The following is a 16,290-nucleotide window of genomic DNA, read 5'->3' on the forward strand; positions in this document are numbered from 1 at the left end:
CGCTGTCGCCCTTCCTAAAAATTGGCCTGGGCAGGCTGGGAATCGGTCGCGGCGGTGCGCGAATCGGGAAGTGTGGGGTGGCCGCCGTCCACGGGGGCGCCGAGCGCGACGGCGGTATTGTCGATCAGGCGGGTCGGGCCGACCCTGGCGGCGATGAGCAGCCGCGCATTGCCGTTGGCGGGGGCGGGGGCGAGCGTGGACGACCGCAATTCGAGATAGTCGACATCGACACCGGGGGTCGCGTCGAGCACCGCGCGGGCAGCCGCCAGCACGGCATCGGCGCCGAGCGCACCCGCATGCCGACCCGCGGCCAGCGCCGCCGACAGGGCCAGCGCCGATTCGCGCTGTGCCGCATCGAGATACCGATTGCGGGAGGACAGTGCGAGGCCGTCGGGTTCGCGAACCGTCGGCAGCGGCACGATCTTGACGTCCATATTCAGATCGCGCACCATCTGCCGGATCAGTGTGAGCTGCTGATAGTCCTTCTCGCCGAAGAACGCCTCGGTCGGGCGCGCGATATTCAGCAGCTTCGCGACCACGGTCAGCATGCCCGCGAAATGCGTCGGGCGGCTGGCGCCTTCGAGCTCGGCGCCGATCGGGCCCGGATGCACGGTGGAGCGCGGCCCGTCCGGATACATATCCGACGCACTCGGCGCGAATACCAGCTCCACACCCTCGGTGCGCAGCAACTCGACGTCGGCGTCGAGGGTCCGCGGGTATTTATCCAGATCCTCGTTCGCACCGAACTGCAGCGGATTCACGAAAATCGAGACGATGACCACCTGATTGGTCCGCTTGGCCCGGCGCACGATCTCGAGATGCCCCTCGTGCAGTGCGCCCATGGTCGGCACCAGGCCGACGGTACGTCCGACACTGCGCAGGGCCTTGGAGACCGCGGCGATCACCTCGGGATCGTGGTGCACGGTCAGCTCGCCGCGCCGGTATGCGCCACGCAATTTCGGATCCATCATCGGCCTCCCTCCAGCAGCTCGATCAGAGCCGGATTGGTCTTGGCGCGTTCGGCCGTGCGCAGCGACATTGCGCGATAGCCCGCGGCCAGACGGGTATCGACCGCTTCCAGGGCGGTCAGATGGGCGGCAACGGCATCCGCGTCGCCGCGCGCCACCGGGCCGGTCAGCGCCGACTGACCGCGGCGCAGGGCATTGTCGAGCGCGGCGGAGGCCAAGGGGGCGAGCAGGCGTTCGGCCAGACCATTGGGTTGATCGTCGACGATCTGCTGGCCGAGCAGGCCGGGGCCCGCCAGTGCGGCGCGCAGTCCGTCGACCGCGTCCAGGATGACCGTGACCAGGTGATTACTGCCGTGTGCGAGCGCCGCGTGATAAAGCTGGCGATTTTCTTCCTGCACCCGAACCGGCTCACCACCCATTTCGATCACCAGCGATTGCGCGATGGCGAAGCCGATTTCGTCGGCGGCGGTAATGCCGAAGCAGGCATTGCCGAGACGAGCGACATCCTCATCGTGTCCGGTGAAGGTCATCGCCGGATGGATGGCCAGCGGCAATACGCCACGCTCGGCCAGCGGAGCAAGCACGCCGACGCCATTCGCGCCGGAGGTGTGCGCAACGATGCTGCCTGCCCGGACCACACCCGCGGATGCGAGCCCACGCACCAGCCCGGCTAGTTCGGCATCGGGTACGGCCAGCAGCAGCAGCTCGCTGCGTGCGGCCACCTCCTCGACCGGCAGGATCTCGGACTCGGGCAGTCGAGTGCGGGCCCGATGCACCGACGCATCGGAAATGGCGGCCACACCGAACACCACATGCCCGGCGCGCTCGAGCGCCGCGCCGAGTGCGGAGCCGACGCGGCCCGCCGAGACGATTCCCACCGTCAAGCGTGCAGGCGCGGGGTCACCCGAAGCAGCGTTGTCAGGGTTGACGCTTCTCGAGGTCAACGTTGTCCTCTCGATGTCGTTCCAGTCCCGGACAACCGGGTACCAGACGTTCCGCACCGAGAATATCGGCCCATGGCTCGCCGATGCCACGGGGCACCCGCGTGATTTACACCGCAGTGCTGTGTTTGATTTGCCGCGCCTGCGGCGCGGCGTGTTCGCGGCCCCCTGTGTCTCGCGTCCGAGCCGTCGAGACTCGCGACTTCGTCGCATGCGCTTCGACGACTCGGACGCGAGACGGGCCGCGAACGGGTCGCTCGTAAGACTCGCTCCGTTGGGGTCGTTGATGGTGGATCGTTCGGCCACCGATGCACACACGCCCGATGGCCGAGCCCTACACGTGCAGCGCGCACGCTTCGACGGCTCGGACGCGAGACGGGCCGCGAACGGGTCGCTCGTAAGACTCGCTCCGTTGGGGTCGTTGATGGTGGATCGTTCAGCCACCGATGCACACACGCCCGATGGCCGAGCCCTACACGTGCAGCGCGCACGCTTCGACGACTCGCACGCGAGACGAGCCAGAACCGGCCGCTCGTAAAGACTCACTCCGTTGGGGTCGTTGATGGTGGATCGTTCAGCCACCGATGCACACACGCCCGATGGCCGAGCCCTACACGTGCAGCGCACACGCTTCGACGACCCGGACGCGAGACGGGCCGCGAACAGGTCGCTCGTAAGACTCGCTCCGTTGGGGTCGTTGATGGTGGATCGTTCGGCCACCGATGCACACGCGCCCGATGGCCGAGCCCTACACGTGCAGCGCACACGCTTCAACAACTCCGACACGAGACAGGCCACGAACCCGCCGCTCGTAAAACTCGCTCCGTGGTGGTCGCTGGCAGAGCCGTCACCGCTCGGCGCTGATCAGCGCCCCGTACGGCCCTTCTCTTCGGACTGCAGGTTGGCCATGATCTCGGCGACCGAAAGTCGGCGTGAGGAGTTGCCGGAGTCAGCATCCGGATCTACTCGGCGACGGCGGCGGGAGCTGGCGCCGAGGGGCGGGACCGCGGTCGTCGGATGCGGGGTGGGCTCCGGGTGTGGCGTCGGGGTGGACGGCTCCGGTGTCGAGAGGTCATGCGACTCGGGTTCGGACGGCTCCGGCGACGACGGGCGCGGCGGCACGGTGTACTCCAACGGCTGCAGCCGCGGCGGGACACCGGTCTTTTCCGGGTCCTCGGTGAACGCGTCGGCCCAGCCGCCGGTGGTGGTGAGCGGGTCGTTGTCGATCTCGGCGTCGGCGATATCCGCAGCATCGAGATCGTCGACCGAGACGATCGCGGTCTCCGCGGTCACCGGATCGTCGAACGGGCTGGCGAACCGCGGAGGCTCCGGATGATCCGATTCGAAGACCGGGGTCAAGGTGCTGGGAGATTGCTGGAATGCCATGTCCAGCCAGGTGTCGGCATTCGCCGAGCTATTGTTGGCCGAATTTCCGAATGCACTCGGCAACTCGTGAATCCGGGTCGCATCGGCGCGCAATGCGGGTCGATCCATCGGCAGATCACCGTCGAAGAGCCGCTGCAGACTCTCGCGCAGCACGGTTAGTTCGGCGCGCAGCGCGGCCATTTCGGCCGCATCGGCACCCACTTCCGCGCGCACCCGCGCCTCGACGCCGAGCTCGTATTCGCGCCGGGCGGTCACCTCACGTTCCAACTGGAGCTCGTACACCGTCTGCAGGTCACGAACCTTGGCCTTATCGATCGTGGCTTCCTTGCGGTACCGCGTCGCGGCCAAAGCGCCGATGACGGCCGCCCACAGCGCCGCCACCAAGCCGATCCGAACAAACTGCAGACGGTCACTGAAAACCAGGAAAACGCTGGCAACCAGACCGAGCAGAATCAATACGCCGATGAACAATTTTCCCGCGTCGTCCCGCCGTCGACGAGAGGTGCTGCTACGGGAGGGTGAAACCATGCACGCCAGGGTAGCTTGATCAGCCAGCCGCGCCCAGATTCCCGTGCGGTGATTCCGACGGGATTACTTGCTATGTAGTTGCTGGATCATCCGAAGGGTCCTCGGGAGCCCGACAGCAATACTCCAGCCACAGTGCCGCAGCTACCAAAGCCACCCCCGCCAGCATCCCGACAATGGCGCCGGGACTATCCGCACCCGCCGCATTCAAGGTGCCGCGCTGCGGAAAGACCCAGAAAAGGAAACCCAGCCAGACACCGGCGGCAAGCGAGCCGACCTGCGCGGACGCCTTCGCCAACGCGACCGCGCGGGCCGCGGTGATCGGATGCAACTGATGGCTGCCGTCGCCGATCTGATGTTCATTGACCCGTCCGCGAATTACGAAGCCGAGCGCAACTTCGATCGCGGCGACCGGATAAAGAGATGCGCCCGCATAAATCGAGATCGGCGGAAAACTGCCATAGGCCATTCGCGTGAGCACCCAGGCGATGAGCGCCGCGATAACGACATTGGCGATGAGATCGAGGATCCGGGTCGGCTTCAGTTTCACTACGCCGATCCCTCCGCGGCAGCCGACAGCACGAATTCGGTCGGCCGGACGCCGGCGCGCTCGGCCGCGTCGAGTTCGGTGAGCCAGTCGCGCACCGGCCGGGCGGTTCCATCGACATCGAGTTCCGCGTCCGGCTGCACATCCAGCCACGGGATGAGCACAAAGGCCCGGTTGTGTGCCTGCGGATGCGGCAAGGTCAATTCCGGATCGTCGCTGCGGCAGACCACGCCGCCATCGGCACACCACACCACATCGACATCGAGAGTGCGCGCACCCCAACGCACCTCGCGCACCCGCCCGGCGGCCTGCTCCAACTGTTGCCCGAAGCGCAGCCAATCGTGCGCGCCGAACTCCGGATCATCAGCCAGCACAACGGCATTGAAATAGTCGTCCTGTTCGACCCCGCCCCATGGCGCAGTCGAGTACACCGACGAAACCGCGACCACGCGATCCCCCAACCCCTCGACAACACTGCGCAGATGTGCGAGCCGATCGCCCAGATTGGAGCCGATCGACAAGACGGCGCGACTCATGGCTCCACCTCGCTGGCGCTCGGTTCCGCCATCGTCGGGGACGCTGTGTTATTGATTCCCTCGCTGCGCTCGCTCATGGCTCCACCTCGCCGGCGCTCGGTTCCGCCATCGTCGGGGACGCTGTGTTATTGATTCCCTCGCTGCGCTCGCTCATGGCTCCACCTCGCCGGCGCTCGGTTCCACCACGACTCCCCGCTGCCGCGAGGTGACCACGCGGACATCGGCGAAGGTGTGCGGAATCGGCGCGGACGGTTTGTGCACGACCACCTCGACCGACTGGATGCGGGGATCGGTCATCACATCGTCGGCGATCTCGGCGACCACCTTTTCGATGAGATTGCGCGGCGGGCCCTGGATGATCTGCACGGCGCGCTCGGCGAGGGCGCCGTAGTCGATGGTGTTCGCGAGGTCGTCGGTGGCCGCGGCGGCGGCGAAATCGGTCCATACCGTCAGATCGACCAGGAACTCCTGGCCGTCGCGGCGTTCGTAGTCGAAGCAGCCGTGATAGCCGTATGCGCGCAGGCCGCGCAGCTCGATCCGGTCCAACTGCTCGGTCCCACCCGTCTCCCGGCCACCACCCCTCATCGAATCGCTGCGTGACGCTGCGGTCATTTCGCGGCTCCTCGGGTGCTGGTTCGGGCGGCGCGCAGCCAGGCGTCGGTCACTGCAATAGCATCCAGCGAGGCGCGCACATCGTGGACGCGGACACCCCAGGCCCCGTGGAGGGCGGCCAGCGCCGACACCGTCGCGGTGGCGGTCTCCCGGCCGTCGGGTGGGCGCGGGCCCGCGGCATCGGCGAGCAGGGCGCCGAGGAATCGTTTACGGGAGGCGCCGATGAGAATCGGCAGCCCGTGGCCGACCAATTCGGGCAGTGCGCCGAGTAGCGCCCAATTGTGTTCGGCATTCTTGGCGAAACCGAGGCCGGGATCGAGTACCAGCCGGGACCGATCCACACCGGCCGCTACGGCCAGGTCCACCTGTGCGGTCAATTCGGCGAGCACCTCGGCTACCACATCGTCGTAGTGGTCGGCCGGACCGGTGTGCCGATAGTCCGCGCCCGCCCGCCAATGCATGAGGATCCACGGAACCTCTGCTGCTGCAACGACTTTCACCATATCCGGATCGGCGCGGCCACCGGAGACATCGTTGACGACCGATACTCCGGCCGCGATCGCCGCCTCGGCGACACCGGCCCGCATAGTGTCCACACTGGTCGGCACACCGGCAGCTACCAAGCCGCGAATGACCGGAACCACCCGCGCGGCCTCGGTTTCCGGGTCGATCCGCACCGCACCGGGCCGGGTCGACTCGCCGCCGATATCGATGATGTCGGCGCCCGCCTCGTACAGCTCGATGCCGTGCGCGATGGCCAGGCTCGGATCGAGATAGCGGCCGCCGTCGGAAAACGAATCGCTGGTGACGTTCACGACACCCATCACCACACAGGAGCGACTATCACGCGGCGCGACACTGCTCCGGAGGGGATCGGGGGCATGAGTCGACACCGCGCGGTGCCTCACTTCCGCAGGATCAGATCGAGGGCCTCGGCCCGCGAGGCGGCGTTGGACTGCAGCAGACCGCGCACGGCGGAGGTGGTGGTGCTGGCACCGGGCTTGCGGATACCGCGCATGGCCATGCACAGGTGCTCGGCCTCGATCACGACGATGGCGCCGCGCGGATCCAGCTTGCGCATGACGGCATCGGCGATCTGGCTGGTCAGCCGCTCCTGCACCTGCGGACGCTTGGCGTACAGATCGACCAGTCTGGCCAGTTTGGACAGTCCGGTTACCCGGCCGTGCGGGCCCGGAATGTAGCCGACGTGCGCGACGCCATGGAAGGACACCAAATGGTGCTCACAGGTCGAGTACAGCGGGATATCGCGAACCAGCACCAGTTCCTGGTGCCCCTCGTCGAAGGTGGTGTTCAGCACCGCATCCGGCTCGGTGAAGAGCCCGGCGAACATCTCCCGATAGGCACGGGCAACTCGCGCGGGCGTATCGATCAGGCCGGGCCGGTCCGGATTCTCACCGACCGCGATCAGCAATTCTCGGATCGCGGCCTCGGCTCGGGGCTGATCGAATGGGCTGCCGGTCTCCAGTGCGATCAGGTCGGGCCCGGCCGGGCCCGCACCGTTGTACTTGACCGGTTCGTCGAATTCGTCGAAAGCGCTGGCATTCGCAACGGCACCGCCGTTCACATGCCCCGGCCCACCGACGTGATTGTTGGCCGACAATCGAGGACACCTCCAAAATCTCAGGCGCGAGCAATCTCCCCGCACCCAGATGGTCGAGCCTAATCGGCACGTGTCAGTGCCGACCGTTCGGTCCATCCCAATCGTGGTTCTCGCCCTCGTTATTCCCGGCGCCGTTGGCGGGCTCGTCATAGCCGTCGTTGCCGCGGCCCGGCTGACCCCATGGCTGCTGCGGCTGCGGGTAGCCGTGGCGCGGCTGCGGCTCCCCCTGCCAGCCGCCGTAGCCGGGCTGACCCGACTGCTGCTGCGGCTCGTCGCGCGGCGGCCAGCCCGGTGCCGACCAACCGGCCGGAGCACCGTAATCCGGCCGCGAGCCGTGCGTCGCGCCCTGTCGCGGATAGGCGGGGGCTGGTGCCTGCGGCAGCGGGTGACCGGTCGCGGGCGGCTGGGGGTGACCGGCGCCGTAGCGCGGGTCCTGATAACCGCCGTCCGGATAGCCGTTGGCCGCGGCGGGTTCACGCTGCGGCAGCTTCGGCAGCGCCGGCGCCTGCGGGGGCCAGGGCTCGCCGCGTTCGGCGGCCAGTTCACCCGGGGTCTTCACCGGCGGCTTATCCGACGGCACGCGATCGCCGAAATCGTTGAATGCGGTGATGCGCGGACGCTTCTCCACCGCGGCGAGGATCTCCTCGAGATCCTTGCGGTGCAAGGTCTCCCGCTCCAGCAGCGCCGTGGCGAGCACATCGAGCACATCGCGGTACTCGTTGAGGATGGCCCACGCCTCGGTGTGCGCGGCCTCGATGAGGTTGCGCACCTCCTCGTCGATGGCGCCCGCGACCTCGTGCGAGTAGTCCGAACCCATGCCCATCGAGCGACCGAGGAACGGGTCGCCCTGCTCCTGGCCGTAGCGCACCGCGCCCAGCCGAGCGCTCATGCCGTATTCGGTAACCATGGCGCGCGCGATCTTGGTGGCCTGGTCGATATCCGAGGACGCGCCGGTGGTCGGCTCGTGGAACACCAGTTCCTCGGCCGCGCGGCCGCCCATCGCCATGACCAGGCGGGCGATCATCTCCGAGCGGGTCATCAGGCCCTTGTCGTCCTCGGGCACCGTCATGGCGTGGCCGCCGGTGCGGCCGCGGGCCAGGATGGTGACCTTGTAGACCGGCTCGATATCCGGCATCGCCCAGGCGGCCAGGGTGTGGCCGCCCTCGTGGTAGGCGGTGATCTTCTTCTCGTGCTCGCTGATGATGCGGCTCTTACGGCGCGGACCACCGACGACGCGGTCCACCGACTCCTCGAGTTGCTCGCCGGTGATCACCGCACCGTTCTCGCGGGCGGTGAGCAGTGCGGCCTCGTTGACGACATTGGCCAGATCCGCGCCGGACATGCCGACGGTGCGCTTGGCCAGACCGTCGAGATCTGCCTCCGGCGAGATCGGCTTGCCCTGCGAATGCACCCGCAGGATGGCGCGACGCCCGGCCAGGTCCGGATTGCTGACCGGGATCTGCCGGTCGAACCGGCCCGGACGCAGCAAGGCCGGATCGAGGATGTCGGGGCGATTGGTCGCGGCGATCAGGATGACGCCGGTGCGATCGCCGAAGCCGTCCATCTCGACGAGCAACTGGTTCAGCGTCTGCTCACGCTCGTCGTGACCGCCGCCGAGGCCGGCGCCGCGCTGGCGGCCGACCGCGTCGATCTCGTCGACGAAGATGATGCATGGGCTGTTCTGCTTGGCCTGCTCGAACAGGTCGCGCACGCGGGAGGCGCCGACACCGACGAACATCTCGACGAAGTCCGAGCCGGAGATGGTGAAGAACGGCACCCCGGCCTCACCCGCGACGGCGCGCGCCAGCAGGGTCTTACCGGTTCCGGGCGGGCCGTAGAGCAGCACGCCCTTCGGGATCTTCGCGCCCAGCGCCTGGTAGCGGACCGGGTTCTGCAGGAAGTCCTTGATTTCGTAGAGCTCTTCGACGGCCTCGTCGGCGCCGGCCACATCCGCGAAGGTGGTCTTGGGCATGTCCTTGGACAGCTGTTTGGCCTTGGACTTACCGAAGCCCATCATGCCGCCGCGACCACCGCCCTGCATGCGCGACATCACAAAGATGAACAGGCCCAACAAGATCACCATCGGCAGCACGAACAGCAGGATCTGGGTGAACCAGCTGTCCTGTTTGACCACGGTGTTGAAGGGTGCGCCGGACTTCTGCACGGTGTCGAAGACCTGGTTGGAGGTCTCACTGCCGCCCGGATACTTGGCGATGATCTTCTTCGAGCCGGAAGTGGCGTCGTTCCCATTGTTCAGCTCGATACGAACCTGCTGCTCGCGGTCGTCGATCTGGACGTTCTTGACGTTGCTCTTGTCGTTCAGCTGACTCAACGCCACCGAGGTATCGACGCTCTTCCAGCCGCGCGTGTCATTGCCGAAATAGCTGAACGCATAAATCACGAGCAAGATGCCCGAGACTATGGCCAGGGTGCGAAACACAGTCTTGCGGTTCATAGAGCTTAGGCCGGGCGGCCAGTCCTTTCCGGGTGTCTCCGGTGCATGCCTAGCGTGGCGTCGGGCGCGTCCCGTCCGGTAGTTCGGATGCGGACATGCCACGTTACCGCGTACGGTCTAGTCGATACATCGCGCAGTTCGGCAGCTGGTGTAGTTCGACAGGTAAACGGTCGGGGAACGTCCGTGGTTCCCGAAGTCTCCGGTCGGGTTACGCCAAGTGGTCACAATCATGTCATGTTCGGCCTATCGTGAGCGACGACACATAAGAGCGCAGGGGGTATGGACATAGTTGAGCTACGGACACCCACAGCGATACTGCGGCACGGCCGTGGACGACTGATCGTTCTACGCCCGGGCAGCGAGGGCGAGCGCGTCCTCGATGTGCCGGTCACCGATCTACTCAAGGTTCGGCTGAACCGCCGCGCCGACGATGCCGTCGTCATCGAGATCTATCTGCGTTATCCCACGCCCGTGCTCACCGGTGTGCCCGCCGACCGCACCCCGCTACCGGTATTGATAGCCGAACACGATTTCCCCGCGGCCGCCGAGATCGTCGAGCGCATCAACGGTCAGATCCTGGCCGGCCAGCGCATCGATGTGGCCGCACCCGATCTACAGCCGCCCGCCCCGCAGTGGGGTAAGAGCGGGCCGACCAGAGCCGATGTCGATCGAGCCGTGCGGCGGATGACCCCCAAGCGCGAAGCCAAGGCGGCGATAGCCGCTCTGCATCGCTATGTCACCGTCGACGAATATGTGCTGGAGACCGCCATTGTGGTGGCGCATCCGCCCGCGGGCACCGGCCCCGGCCTGCTGGCCGCGACCACCGGACGGCTGCTCTTCATCTCCATCGGCCCCGGCGACAGGTACGCCCACGAGCTACCCATCCCGGTCGTCATGTGGGCGCGCACCACCGACGGCGCCGTGACGGCGCCCGGTGAGATCGGCTCGGTGCGTGGCGAGACCGGCATCGATGTGCACGACGGAAACGTCACGTTGCATTTCACCGGCACCGATCGGGCCGATACCGAACGCGTCACCTGCGCGGTGAATTTCGCCGTCCGGCGCGATTCGGCCGACAGCGCGGCCGGTCCAGCCGATCCAGGCGTCGCCCAGCTTTATTCCGAATGGGAATTGCTGGTGGAGCGGCATTCCCTCGGCATGGTCGATGACGGACAGTTCCAGCGCTACGGCCGCGGGATTCTGCGCTCACTCCCCGACGGGCACTGATTGCAGCGTGATCCGCCGCCACGGGCTGGTCGGACGCAACCACAGGCGCAGCAGTTCCATGCGCCGATCCACGCCGCCGTTCTTGAGTTCGGCCAGATCCTCACAGGCCTGCCAGTAGGTCCAGCCGGTCAGGTAGGCATCGCCGAATTGGCGCCAATTCCGGTATTTGCGCTGCGCCAGCGGCAGTGCCCGCATCAGATATCCCCAGGCCACCTCGGCGTCGAGATAACCCGCGGTAAAGGCCATTCGGGCCACCGCGACCACCCGGGCCAGATCCCAGGCATGGATATCGCTCGGCAGCGGACGGGCCAGATGATCGGTGAAACCGATTTTGATCGCCTGCGACCAGATGTCGTAATCGCGGACCAGCGCCTCCGGATTGTCCATCCCCCGGAACGAGCCCACCTGCCGCAGGAAGGCGCGGTGCCGATCGGCCCGCTCACCGAACCGATCGCGTTCACTGGCATTGATCGATGCCATCACCAATGGATGCACCATCGCGTACAGCGGCGCGTGCATCCCTTCGAGCAGTTGCTCCATGGAGGCCTGCGCCTCGGTGCCGTCGGTGATGCCCCAGGCGCCGGTGAGCGTATCTATGGCGAGTTCGCGCCGGTCACCGAGCGGATGGTCGCGCTCGGGACCGAGCAGCAGCGCGTCGTGGAAGGCGTCCCAGCGCGCCGAATAGAAGCCGCCGAGTGCGAGCGCACGCAGTTCGTCATCCGATACCGCCGCGCCGGACCAGTGGTCCTCTTCCCGCTTGTCGAGCTCGTCGTAGGGGAATGTTGTCAAGGTCGGTACACCGCGGGCAGGCATACTCCCGATTGTTCACCATCGATCTTGGATGGACCTGTGTAATCGCTTGGCTTTGTCGGATATGTTTCTTGGCCTGCCTTACCCCGACAATGGGCAGTAGTGTGCTCCCATGAGTAGCAACATCACCCTCCTTCGTGGCCTGGATCCTGCGCCTACCGAGCAGGAAATCTATGCTGCCGCACTGCAGTATGTGCGTACGGTCGGTGGCGTGTCCGGCCTGAGCACCACAACCAAGGCAGCCGTCGACAAGGCGGTGAACGCCATCGCGGCAGCGACCACGCAATTGCTCGCGGATTTACCGGATGCGCGGGTCGCACCGGTCACCGAACCGCCGCTACGCCACGACCGCGAGGTCGCGGAGGCGGAGTAGTTCGTAGCGTTTCAAGGTAGGGCGTCTGCGCCGTAGGTGGCGACGCAGGCCAGTGCGATCTCCAGCGGCAGGCTGCGCGCTTCGATCGGATGGCCGAGCAGTTCCTCGATCCGCTGGATCCGATAGCGGACCGTGTTCTTGTGCACACCGAGTAATTTCGCCGTGGCCTCCGGGCTGCGATGGCTTTTCAGATATGCGTGCAGTGTTTCGCGCAGTCGTGTGGCATTGACATCACGGCCCGCCAGCGCGCGTAATTCGCGCCCGATCAGACCGCGCATGGCCGCGGCGTCGGCGCCCGCCAGATAGGCGATCTCCACCTCGCGATATGCGGTGACCCGCGCTCGATCCGCCGGACCGTGCTCGGCGACGTGCCTGGCCGCGACGGCCTCGTGATGGCTCTGCCGGAACCCGGCGGCCTGCGGCGCGGGCACCCCGAACGCGACCCGCACCGGCGCATCGACCTGACCGGCCACCAATTCGGCCAGTCGAGCGGGCTCGGCCAGTTCCGCCGCATGCGCCTCGTCGTCCAGCCCCACCCAGGCCCACATGCCGCTCGCCCCGGATGGGACGGTCAGCACCCGATTGCTGCCGAGCGCACCCGCGAGCCGGGCCGCGACCCGATCCAGCTGCCCGCTCATCTCGGCATCACCCGACGTTTCGTCGGCCCAGCACACGAATGCCAAATGTTTTTGCGCCAGGCGGTATCCGAGCCGAATCGAGGCCTGGTCGAGGTCCAATTCGTCGTCGGCGAGCAGCGCGCGGACGGTCTCGGTGCGGCGATTGAGATCGGCACGCAGGATCCGCTCGCGTTCTTCCATGTAGGTGTCGGTCAGCGCCTCCACCGAATTGCCGACCCACCTGGTCGATCGCTCGAACAGCCGCAACATGACCGCGCGCTCGATTTCCTGCGGCGGACGCCGCTCATCGATGGCGTCGCTCATGTAGTCGAGGACGGCCTCTTGCCCGACGTGATAGGTCCGCAGCAGTAGGCGCAGGTGGAAACCGCGCCGGGCGATCGTGCGCGCGAAGGCGTGTACCTCGTCCGGCAGCGTGAAATCGAAGGTGTCACTGGTGAGCCCGCTCAGCATGACCCTGGCGTGTGCCCGTGTACTGGCCGCGAGATCGCGGCGGATATCGCGGTCGGCCAGTTCTGGAATGCGGGCGATGATCGCGTTGTCGAGGCGGTCGACGATCTGCTCCAACGTCTGGGTCCGCATCGTCTCGTAGACGTATTCGGCCAGCCAGTCGCGCACGATCTCGACGTTCGGATCGGAATCGGTCCGCAACGGGTCCGCGGCGGCGAACCGACCTGCCGAGGCAGCGGCCATAATTCCTCCGAATTGTTCTCTGAGTACAAATATGGCCGAGTTCATTGACAAATCGACCCAAGAAAGTCGTGCGATCTTGTGTCACGATCATAGGTCAGTGAGCTGATTCACACCGATCAGCACCAGCGGTTCAGCACAACGTCATTGGGGAGAACAGCAGTGACCAACACCGAATCGGTGCCCGGCGCCGCCAAGAAGACAACGGCACGAAAGACAGCGCCACAAAAGAGCGATCCTGCCGTCATCGAGGTGCGCAATCCGGGCACCGGCGCGGTGGTCGGCACGGTGCCGAACGAGAGCGCCGAAGCGGTCGCGGCCAAGATCCGCGAATTGCGCCTGTACCAGCCGGAATGGGAGGCCATCGGCCCCGACGGGCGCAAGGAATGGCTGCTGAAGCTACAGGACTGGATCATCGACAACACCGAGCATCTGGCCGATGTGCTGCAGGCCGAGGCGGGCAAACCCCGCGTGGACGCACTGATCGACCCGGCCTTCTCCACCGATCTCATCGGCTACTACGCGCGCCGGGCCGGGAAATTCCTCGCCGACGACCATCCCTCGCCGCACAGCCCGCTGGCCCGGGTCAAGAAGCTGACCACGGTGTACAAGCCGTATCCGGTGGTCGGCGTGATCACGCCGTGGAACTTCCCGCTGGCCATGCCGGTCATCGATGTGATCCCGGCGCTGGCGGCCGGCGCCGCGGTGATCCTCAAACCGTCGGAGGTGACTCCGCTTTCGGCGATCGAATTGGCAAGGGGCTGGGCCGAAATCGGTGCGCCGCCGGTCTTCGCCGTGGTCACCGGTGCGGGTGCGACCGGTGCCGCGGTGGTCGAGAATGCCGACTACATCCAGTTCACCGGTTCGACCGCGACCGGGCGCAAGATCGCCGCCGCCTGTGTCGAGCGGTTGATTCCCTACAGCCTGGAATTGGGCGGTAAGGATCCGGCCATTGTGCTGGCCGACGCGGATCTGGATCGGGCCGCGCACGGCATCGCCTTCGGCGGCATGTTCAACTCGGGCCAGGTCTGCATTTCGGTGGAGCGGGTGTATGTCGAGGCTCCGGTTTACGACGAATTCGTCGCCAAGCTCACCGATGCGGTGAAGAATCTGCGCCAGGGTCTCGACGGTCGCGAGTCCAAATACGACGTGGGCGCGCTGGCCAATGAGAATCAGGTCCAGATCGTGCAGCGGCATGTCGACGAGGCCGTCGCGGCGGGCGCCAAGGTGACCACCGGCGGCAAACGCACCGGTGTCGGCACCCTGTTCGAACCGACGGTGCTCGTCGATGTCGACCACACCATGTCGTGCATTACCGAGGAGACCTTCGGCCCGACTCTGCCGGTGATCAAGGTCGCCGACGAGGCGGAAGCCGTTCGGCTGGCCAATGATTCGATCTATGGTCTGTCGGCCTCGGTGTGGACCGGCGATAAGGAGCGCGGCGAGCGTGTGGCGCGTGCCCTCGAAGTCGGCGCGGTGAATATCAACGATGTCTTCGTCAACCTGTTCAGCTTCGCGCTGCCGATGGGCGGTTGGGGACAGTCCGGTGTCGGCGCACGCTGGGGCGGCCCGAACGGAGTTCGCAAGTACTGCAGGCAGAAGGCGATCACCACGCCGATCCTGCCGACCCAGCAGAAGGAACTGCTCTGGTTCCCGTACCAGATGCCGAAGGTGCTGTTCGGGCTCGGCGCTATGCGTGCCGCGGGGGCGCGCGGACTGCGGCGCATCGACATTGCGGCAATTCTGAAACTCAAGGGAGACAACAAGTGACCGCGGAGCGCGCGACGGGCCCGGAGGCAGCTGGTAAGGGCCATCAGAGCGGCACACCGCAAGGCATACGCGCCCACGGAGGGCACGGGGAGCTCCGCAAATCCAACACCGCCGCGGCGAAGATTCGCGGCAAGGTCGTCGTCATCACCGGTGGCGCACGTGGCATCGGACTGGCGACGGCGACCGCACTGCAGGCGCTCGGCGCCAAGATCGCGATCGGCGATATCGACGAGACCACGGTCAAGGAGTCCGGCGCGGCCCGCGATTTCGAGCTGTACGGCCGGCTCGATGTCACCGATCCCAACTCGTTCGAGAGCTTCCTCGACGAAGTCGAGCGCACCATCGGCCCGATCGACGTGCTGATCAACAATGCGGGCATCATGCCGACCGGCAGATTCGCCGATGAGCCGGATCAGATCACGCGCCGCATTCTGGATATCAATGTCTACGGCGTGATCCTCGGCTCCAAGCTGGGCCTGGCCCGCATGCTGGCGCGCAAGCGCGGACACATCATCAATATCGCCTCGCTCGCCGGCGAGACGCATATCCCCGGCCTGGCGACCTACAACGCCAGCAAGCATGCGGTGCTCGGCTTCACCGACACCCTGCGTGAGGAGTACCGGGGTTCGGGTGTCGCATTCTCCTCGGTGCTGCCGACACTGACGAATACCGAACTCGGCTCCGGCGTGAGCGGCCCGAAGCTACTGCGCCCGGCCGAGCCGGAGGAGATCGCCGATGCGATCGTCGCGCTGATCGCCGAGCCGAAGTCCAAGGTCCGGGTCACCGCGGTGGCCGGATTCCTGTCGCAGCTGGTGAATCTGCTGCCTGAGCCGGTGGCCGATGGACTGGCCAGGGCGCTGGGTTCGAGCAATGCCTTCCTCGACGATGTGGACGTGGCCGAGCGCAAGGCCTATGAGGACCGGGCACGCAGCCTCTGAGCGGTCCACGAAGGCGCCGTGGTCGAGTCATCGACCACGGCGCCTTCGCGCGTCCGAACACCGTTGCGGCGGCCTCCCCCGGACCTTCGAACGAGACGGCAAACAAAATTGTGACTAACATCACTCCACCCACCCGCAACGGCACCACCCTCGTTGCGGACCGATTTCTCGACAGTGACCGGCCACACTTCAGCACCTCCCCGGCGCGACGCGTAAGCCCACCCGACGCCGGATCATTGCTGGTCATACGCCCAAT

The 16,290-nt window shown here is 66.4% G+C and carries 15 protein-coding genes; 4 read left to right on the forward strand and 11 right to left on the reverse strand.

Annotation, left to right across the window (positions count from 1 at the left end; translation table 11 throughout):
* Positions 1-14: 14 nt before the first annotated feature.
* From panC to ftsH, 9 genes are all read right to left on the reverse strand, one after another.
* Positions 15-971, reverse strand: a complete 957-nt coding sequence (gene panC / locus OIE68_RS29800; RefSeq protein WP_327094357.1) for a pantoate--beta-alanine ligase — start codon at positions 969-971, stop codon at positions 15-17.
* On the reverse strand, positions 968-1,912 hold the full coding sequence (locus OIE68_RS29805) for a Rossmann-like and DUF2520 domain-containing protein (RefSeq protein WP_327094358.1): 945 nt from the start codon (positions 1,910-1,912) through the stop codon (positions 968-970). Before OIE68_RS29805 ends, panC begins: the two co-directional genes overlap by 4 nt.
* Positions 1,913-2,773: 861 nt before the next feature.
* Complete coding sequence (locus OIE68_RS29810; protein ID WP_327094359.1) at positions 2,774-3,823, reverse strand: DUF6779 domain-containing protein; 1,050 nt, start codon at positions 3,821-3,823, stop codon at positions 2,774-2,776.
* Positions 3,824-3,893: 70 nt separating this feature from the next.
* Positions 3,894-4,364, reverse strand: a complete 471-nt coding sequence (locus OIE68_RS29815) for a DUF3180 domain-containing protein (protein ID WP_327101850.1) — start codon at positions 4,362-4,364, stop codon at positions 3,894-3,896.
* Positions 4,365-4,369: 5 nt separating this feature from the next.
* Positions 4,370-4,903: a 2-amino-4-hydroxy-6-hydroxymethyldihydropteridine diphosphokinase gene (gene folK, locus OIE68_RS29820; protein ID WP_327094360.1), complete on the reverse strand. Its 534-nt coding sequence runs from the start codon at positions 4,901-4,903 to the stop codon at positions 4,370-4,372.
* A gap of 150 nt (positions 4,904-5,053) precedes the next feature.
* A complete protein-coding gene (gene folB, locus OIE68_RS29825) occupies positions 5,054-5,488 on the reverse strand; it encodes a dihydroneopterin aldolase (protein WP_327101851.1) in 435 nt (144 codons plus the stop codon).
* A gap of 23 nt (positions 5,489-5,511) precedes the next feature.
* Positions 5,512-6,339, reverse strand: a complete 828-nt coding sequence (gene folP, locus OIE68_RS29830) for a dihydropteroate synthase (RefSeq protein WP_327094361.1) — start codon at positions 6,337-6,339, stop codon at positions 5,512-5,514.
* A gap of 80 nt (positions 6,340-6,419) precedes the next feature.
* Entirely contained in the window at positions 6,420-7,010 is a 591-nt protein-coding gene (gene folE / locus OIE68_RS29835; protein ID WP_040686186.1) for a GTP cyclohydrolase I FolE, read from the reverse strand.
* A 199-nt stretch (positions 7,011-7,209) separates the two neighbouring features.
* Positions 7,210-9,591, reverse strand: a complete 2,382-nt coding sequence (gene ftsH / locus OIE68_RS29840) for an ATP-dependent zinc metalloprotease FtsH (protein ID WP_327094362.1) — start codon at positions 9,589-9,591, stop codon at positions 7,210-7,212.
* Between the two features lie 279 nt (positions 9,592-9,870).
* Between ftsH and OIE68_RS29845 the strand changes: the two genes are divergently transcribed.
* Positions 9,871-10,818 (forward strand): hypothetical protein, encoded by a 948-nt coding sequence (locus tag OIE68_RS29845; protein ID WP_327094363.1) that lies wholly within the window; start codon positions 9,871-9,873, stop codon positions 10,816-10,818.
* Here OIE68_RS29845 and OIE68_RS29850 read toward each other — a convergent pair.
* Entirely contained in the window at positions 10,798-11,607 is an 810-nt protein-coding gene (locus tag OIE68_RS29850) for a DUF1266 domain-containing protein (RefSeq protein WP_327094364.1), read from the reverse strand. The genes OIE68_RS29845 and OIE68_RS29850 overlap by 21 nt on opposite strands.
* 133 nt (positions 11,608-11,740) lie before the next feature.
* On the opposite strand from OIE68_RS29850, the gene OIE68_RS29855 reads away from it, so the two are divergent.
* Entirely contained in the window at positions 11,741-12,001 is a 261-nt protein-coding gene (locus tag OIE68_RS29855) for a DUF2277 domain-containing protein (RefSeq protein ID WP_327094365.1), read from the forward strand.
* A gap of 11 nt (positions 12,002-12,012) precedes the next feature.
* Here OIE68_RS29855 and OIE68_RS29860 read toward each other — a convergent pair whose 3' ends face one another.
* A complete protein-coding gene (locus OIE68_RS29860; protein WP_327094366.1) occupies positions 12,013-13,329 on the reverse strand; it encodes a PucR family transcriptional regulator in 1,317 nt (438 codons plus the stop codon).
* 159 nt (positions 13,330-13,488) lie between these two features.
* Here OIE68_RS29860 and OIE68_RS29865 point away from each other — a divergent pair, with 159 nt between their 5' ends.
* On the forward strand, positions 13,489-15,096 hold the full coding sequence (locus OIE68_RS29865) for an aldehyde dehydrogenase family protein (RefSeq protein WP_327094367.1): 1,608 nt from the start codon (positions 13,489-13,491) through the stop codon (positions 15,094-15,096).
* 65 nt (positions 15,097-15,161) lie between these two features.
* Entirely contained in the window at positions 15,162-16,034 is an 873-nt protein-coding gene (locus OIE68_RS29870) for an SDR family oxidoreductase (protein WP_327101852.1), read from the forward strand.
* Positions 16,035-16,290: the final 256 nt, after the last annotated feature.

This window comes from Nocardia vinacea, assembly GCF_035920345.1.
Lineage (GTDB): Bacteria > Actinomycetota > Actinomycetes > Mycobacteriales > Mycobacteriaceae > Nocardia > Nocardia vinacea_A.

What these genes read in the sequence shown, in the direction of transcription:
- ftsH (WP_327094362.1), bottom strand. Translation starts at nt 9,591, where the DNA reads ATGAACCGCAAGACTGTGTTTCGCACCCTGGCCATAGTCTCGGGCATC.
- OIE68_RS29810 (WP_327094359.1), bottom strand. Translation starts at nt 3,823, where the DNA reads ATGGTTTCACCCTCCCGTAGCAGCACCTCTCGTCGACGGCGGGACGAC.
- OIE68_RS29855 (WP_327094365.1), top strand. Translation starts at nt 11,741, where the DNA reads ATGAGTAGCAACATCACCCTCCTTCGTGGCCTGGATCCTGCGCCTACC.
- OIE68_RS29845 (WP_327094363.1), top strand. Translation starts at nt 9,871, where the DNA reads ATGGACATAGTTGAGCTACGGACACCCACAGCGATACTGCGGCACGGC.
- folB (WP_327101851.1), bottom strand. Translation starts at nt 5,488, where the DNA reads ATGAGGGGTGGTGGCCGGGAGACGGGTGGGACCGAGCAGTTGGACCGG.
- folK (WP_327094360.1), bottom strand. Translation starts at nt 4,903, where the DNA reads ATGAGTCGCGCCGTCTTGTCGATCGGCTCCAATCTGGGCGATCGGCTC.
- panC (WP_327094357.1), bottom strand. Translation starts at nt 971, where the DNA reads ATGATGGATCCGAAATTGCGTGGCGCATACCGGCGCGGCGAGCTGACC.
- OIE68_RS29860 (WP_327094366.1), bottom strand. Translation starts at nt 13,329, where the DNA reads ATGGCCGCTGCCTCGGCAGGTCGGTTCGCCGCCGCGGACCCGTTGCGG.
- folP (WP_327094361.1), bottom strand. Translation starts at nt 6,339, where the DNA reads ATGGGTGTCGTGAACGTCACCAGCGATTCGTTTTCCGACGGCGGCCGC.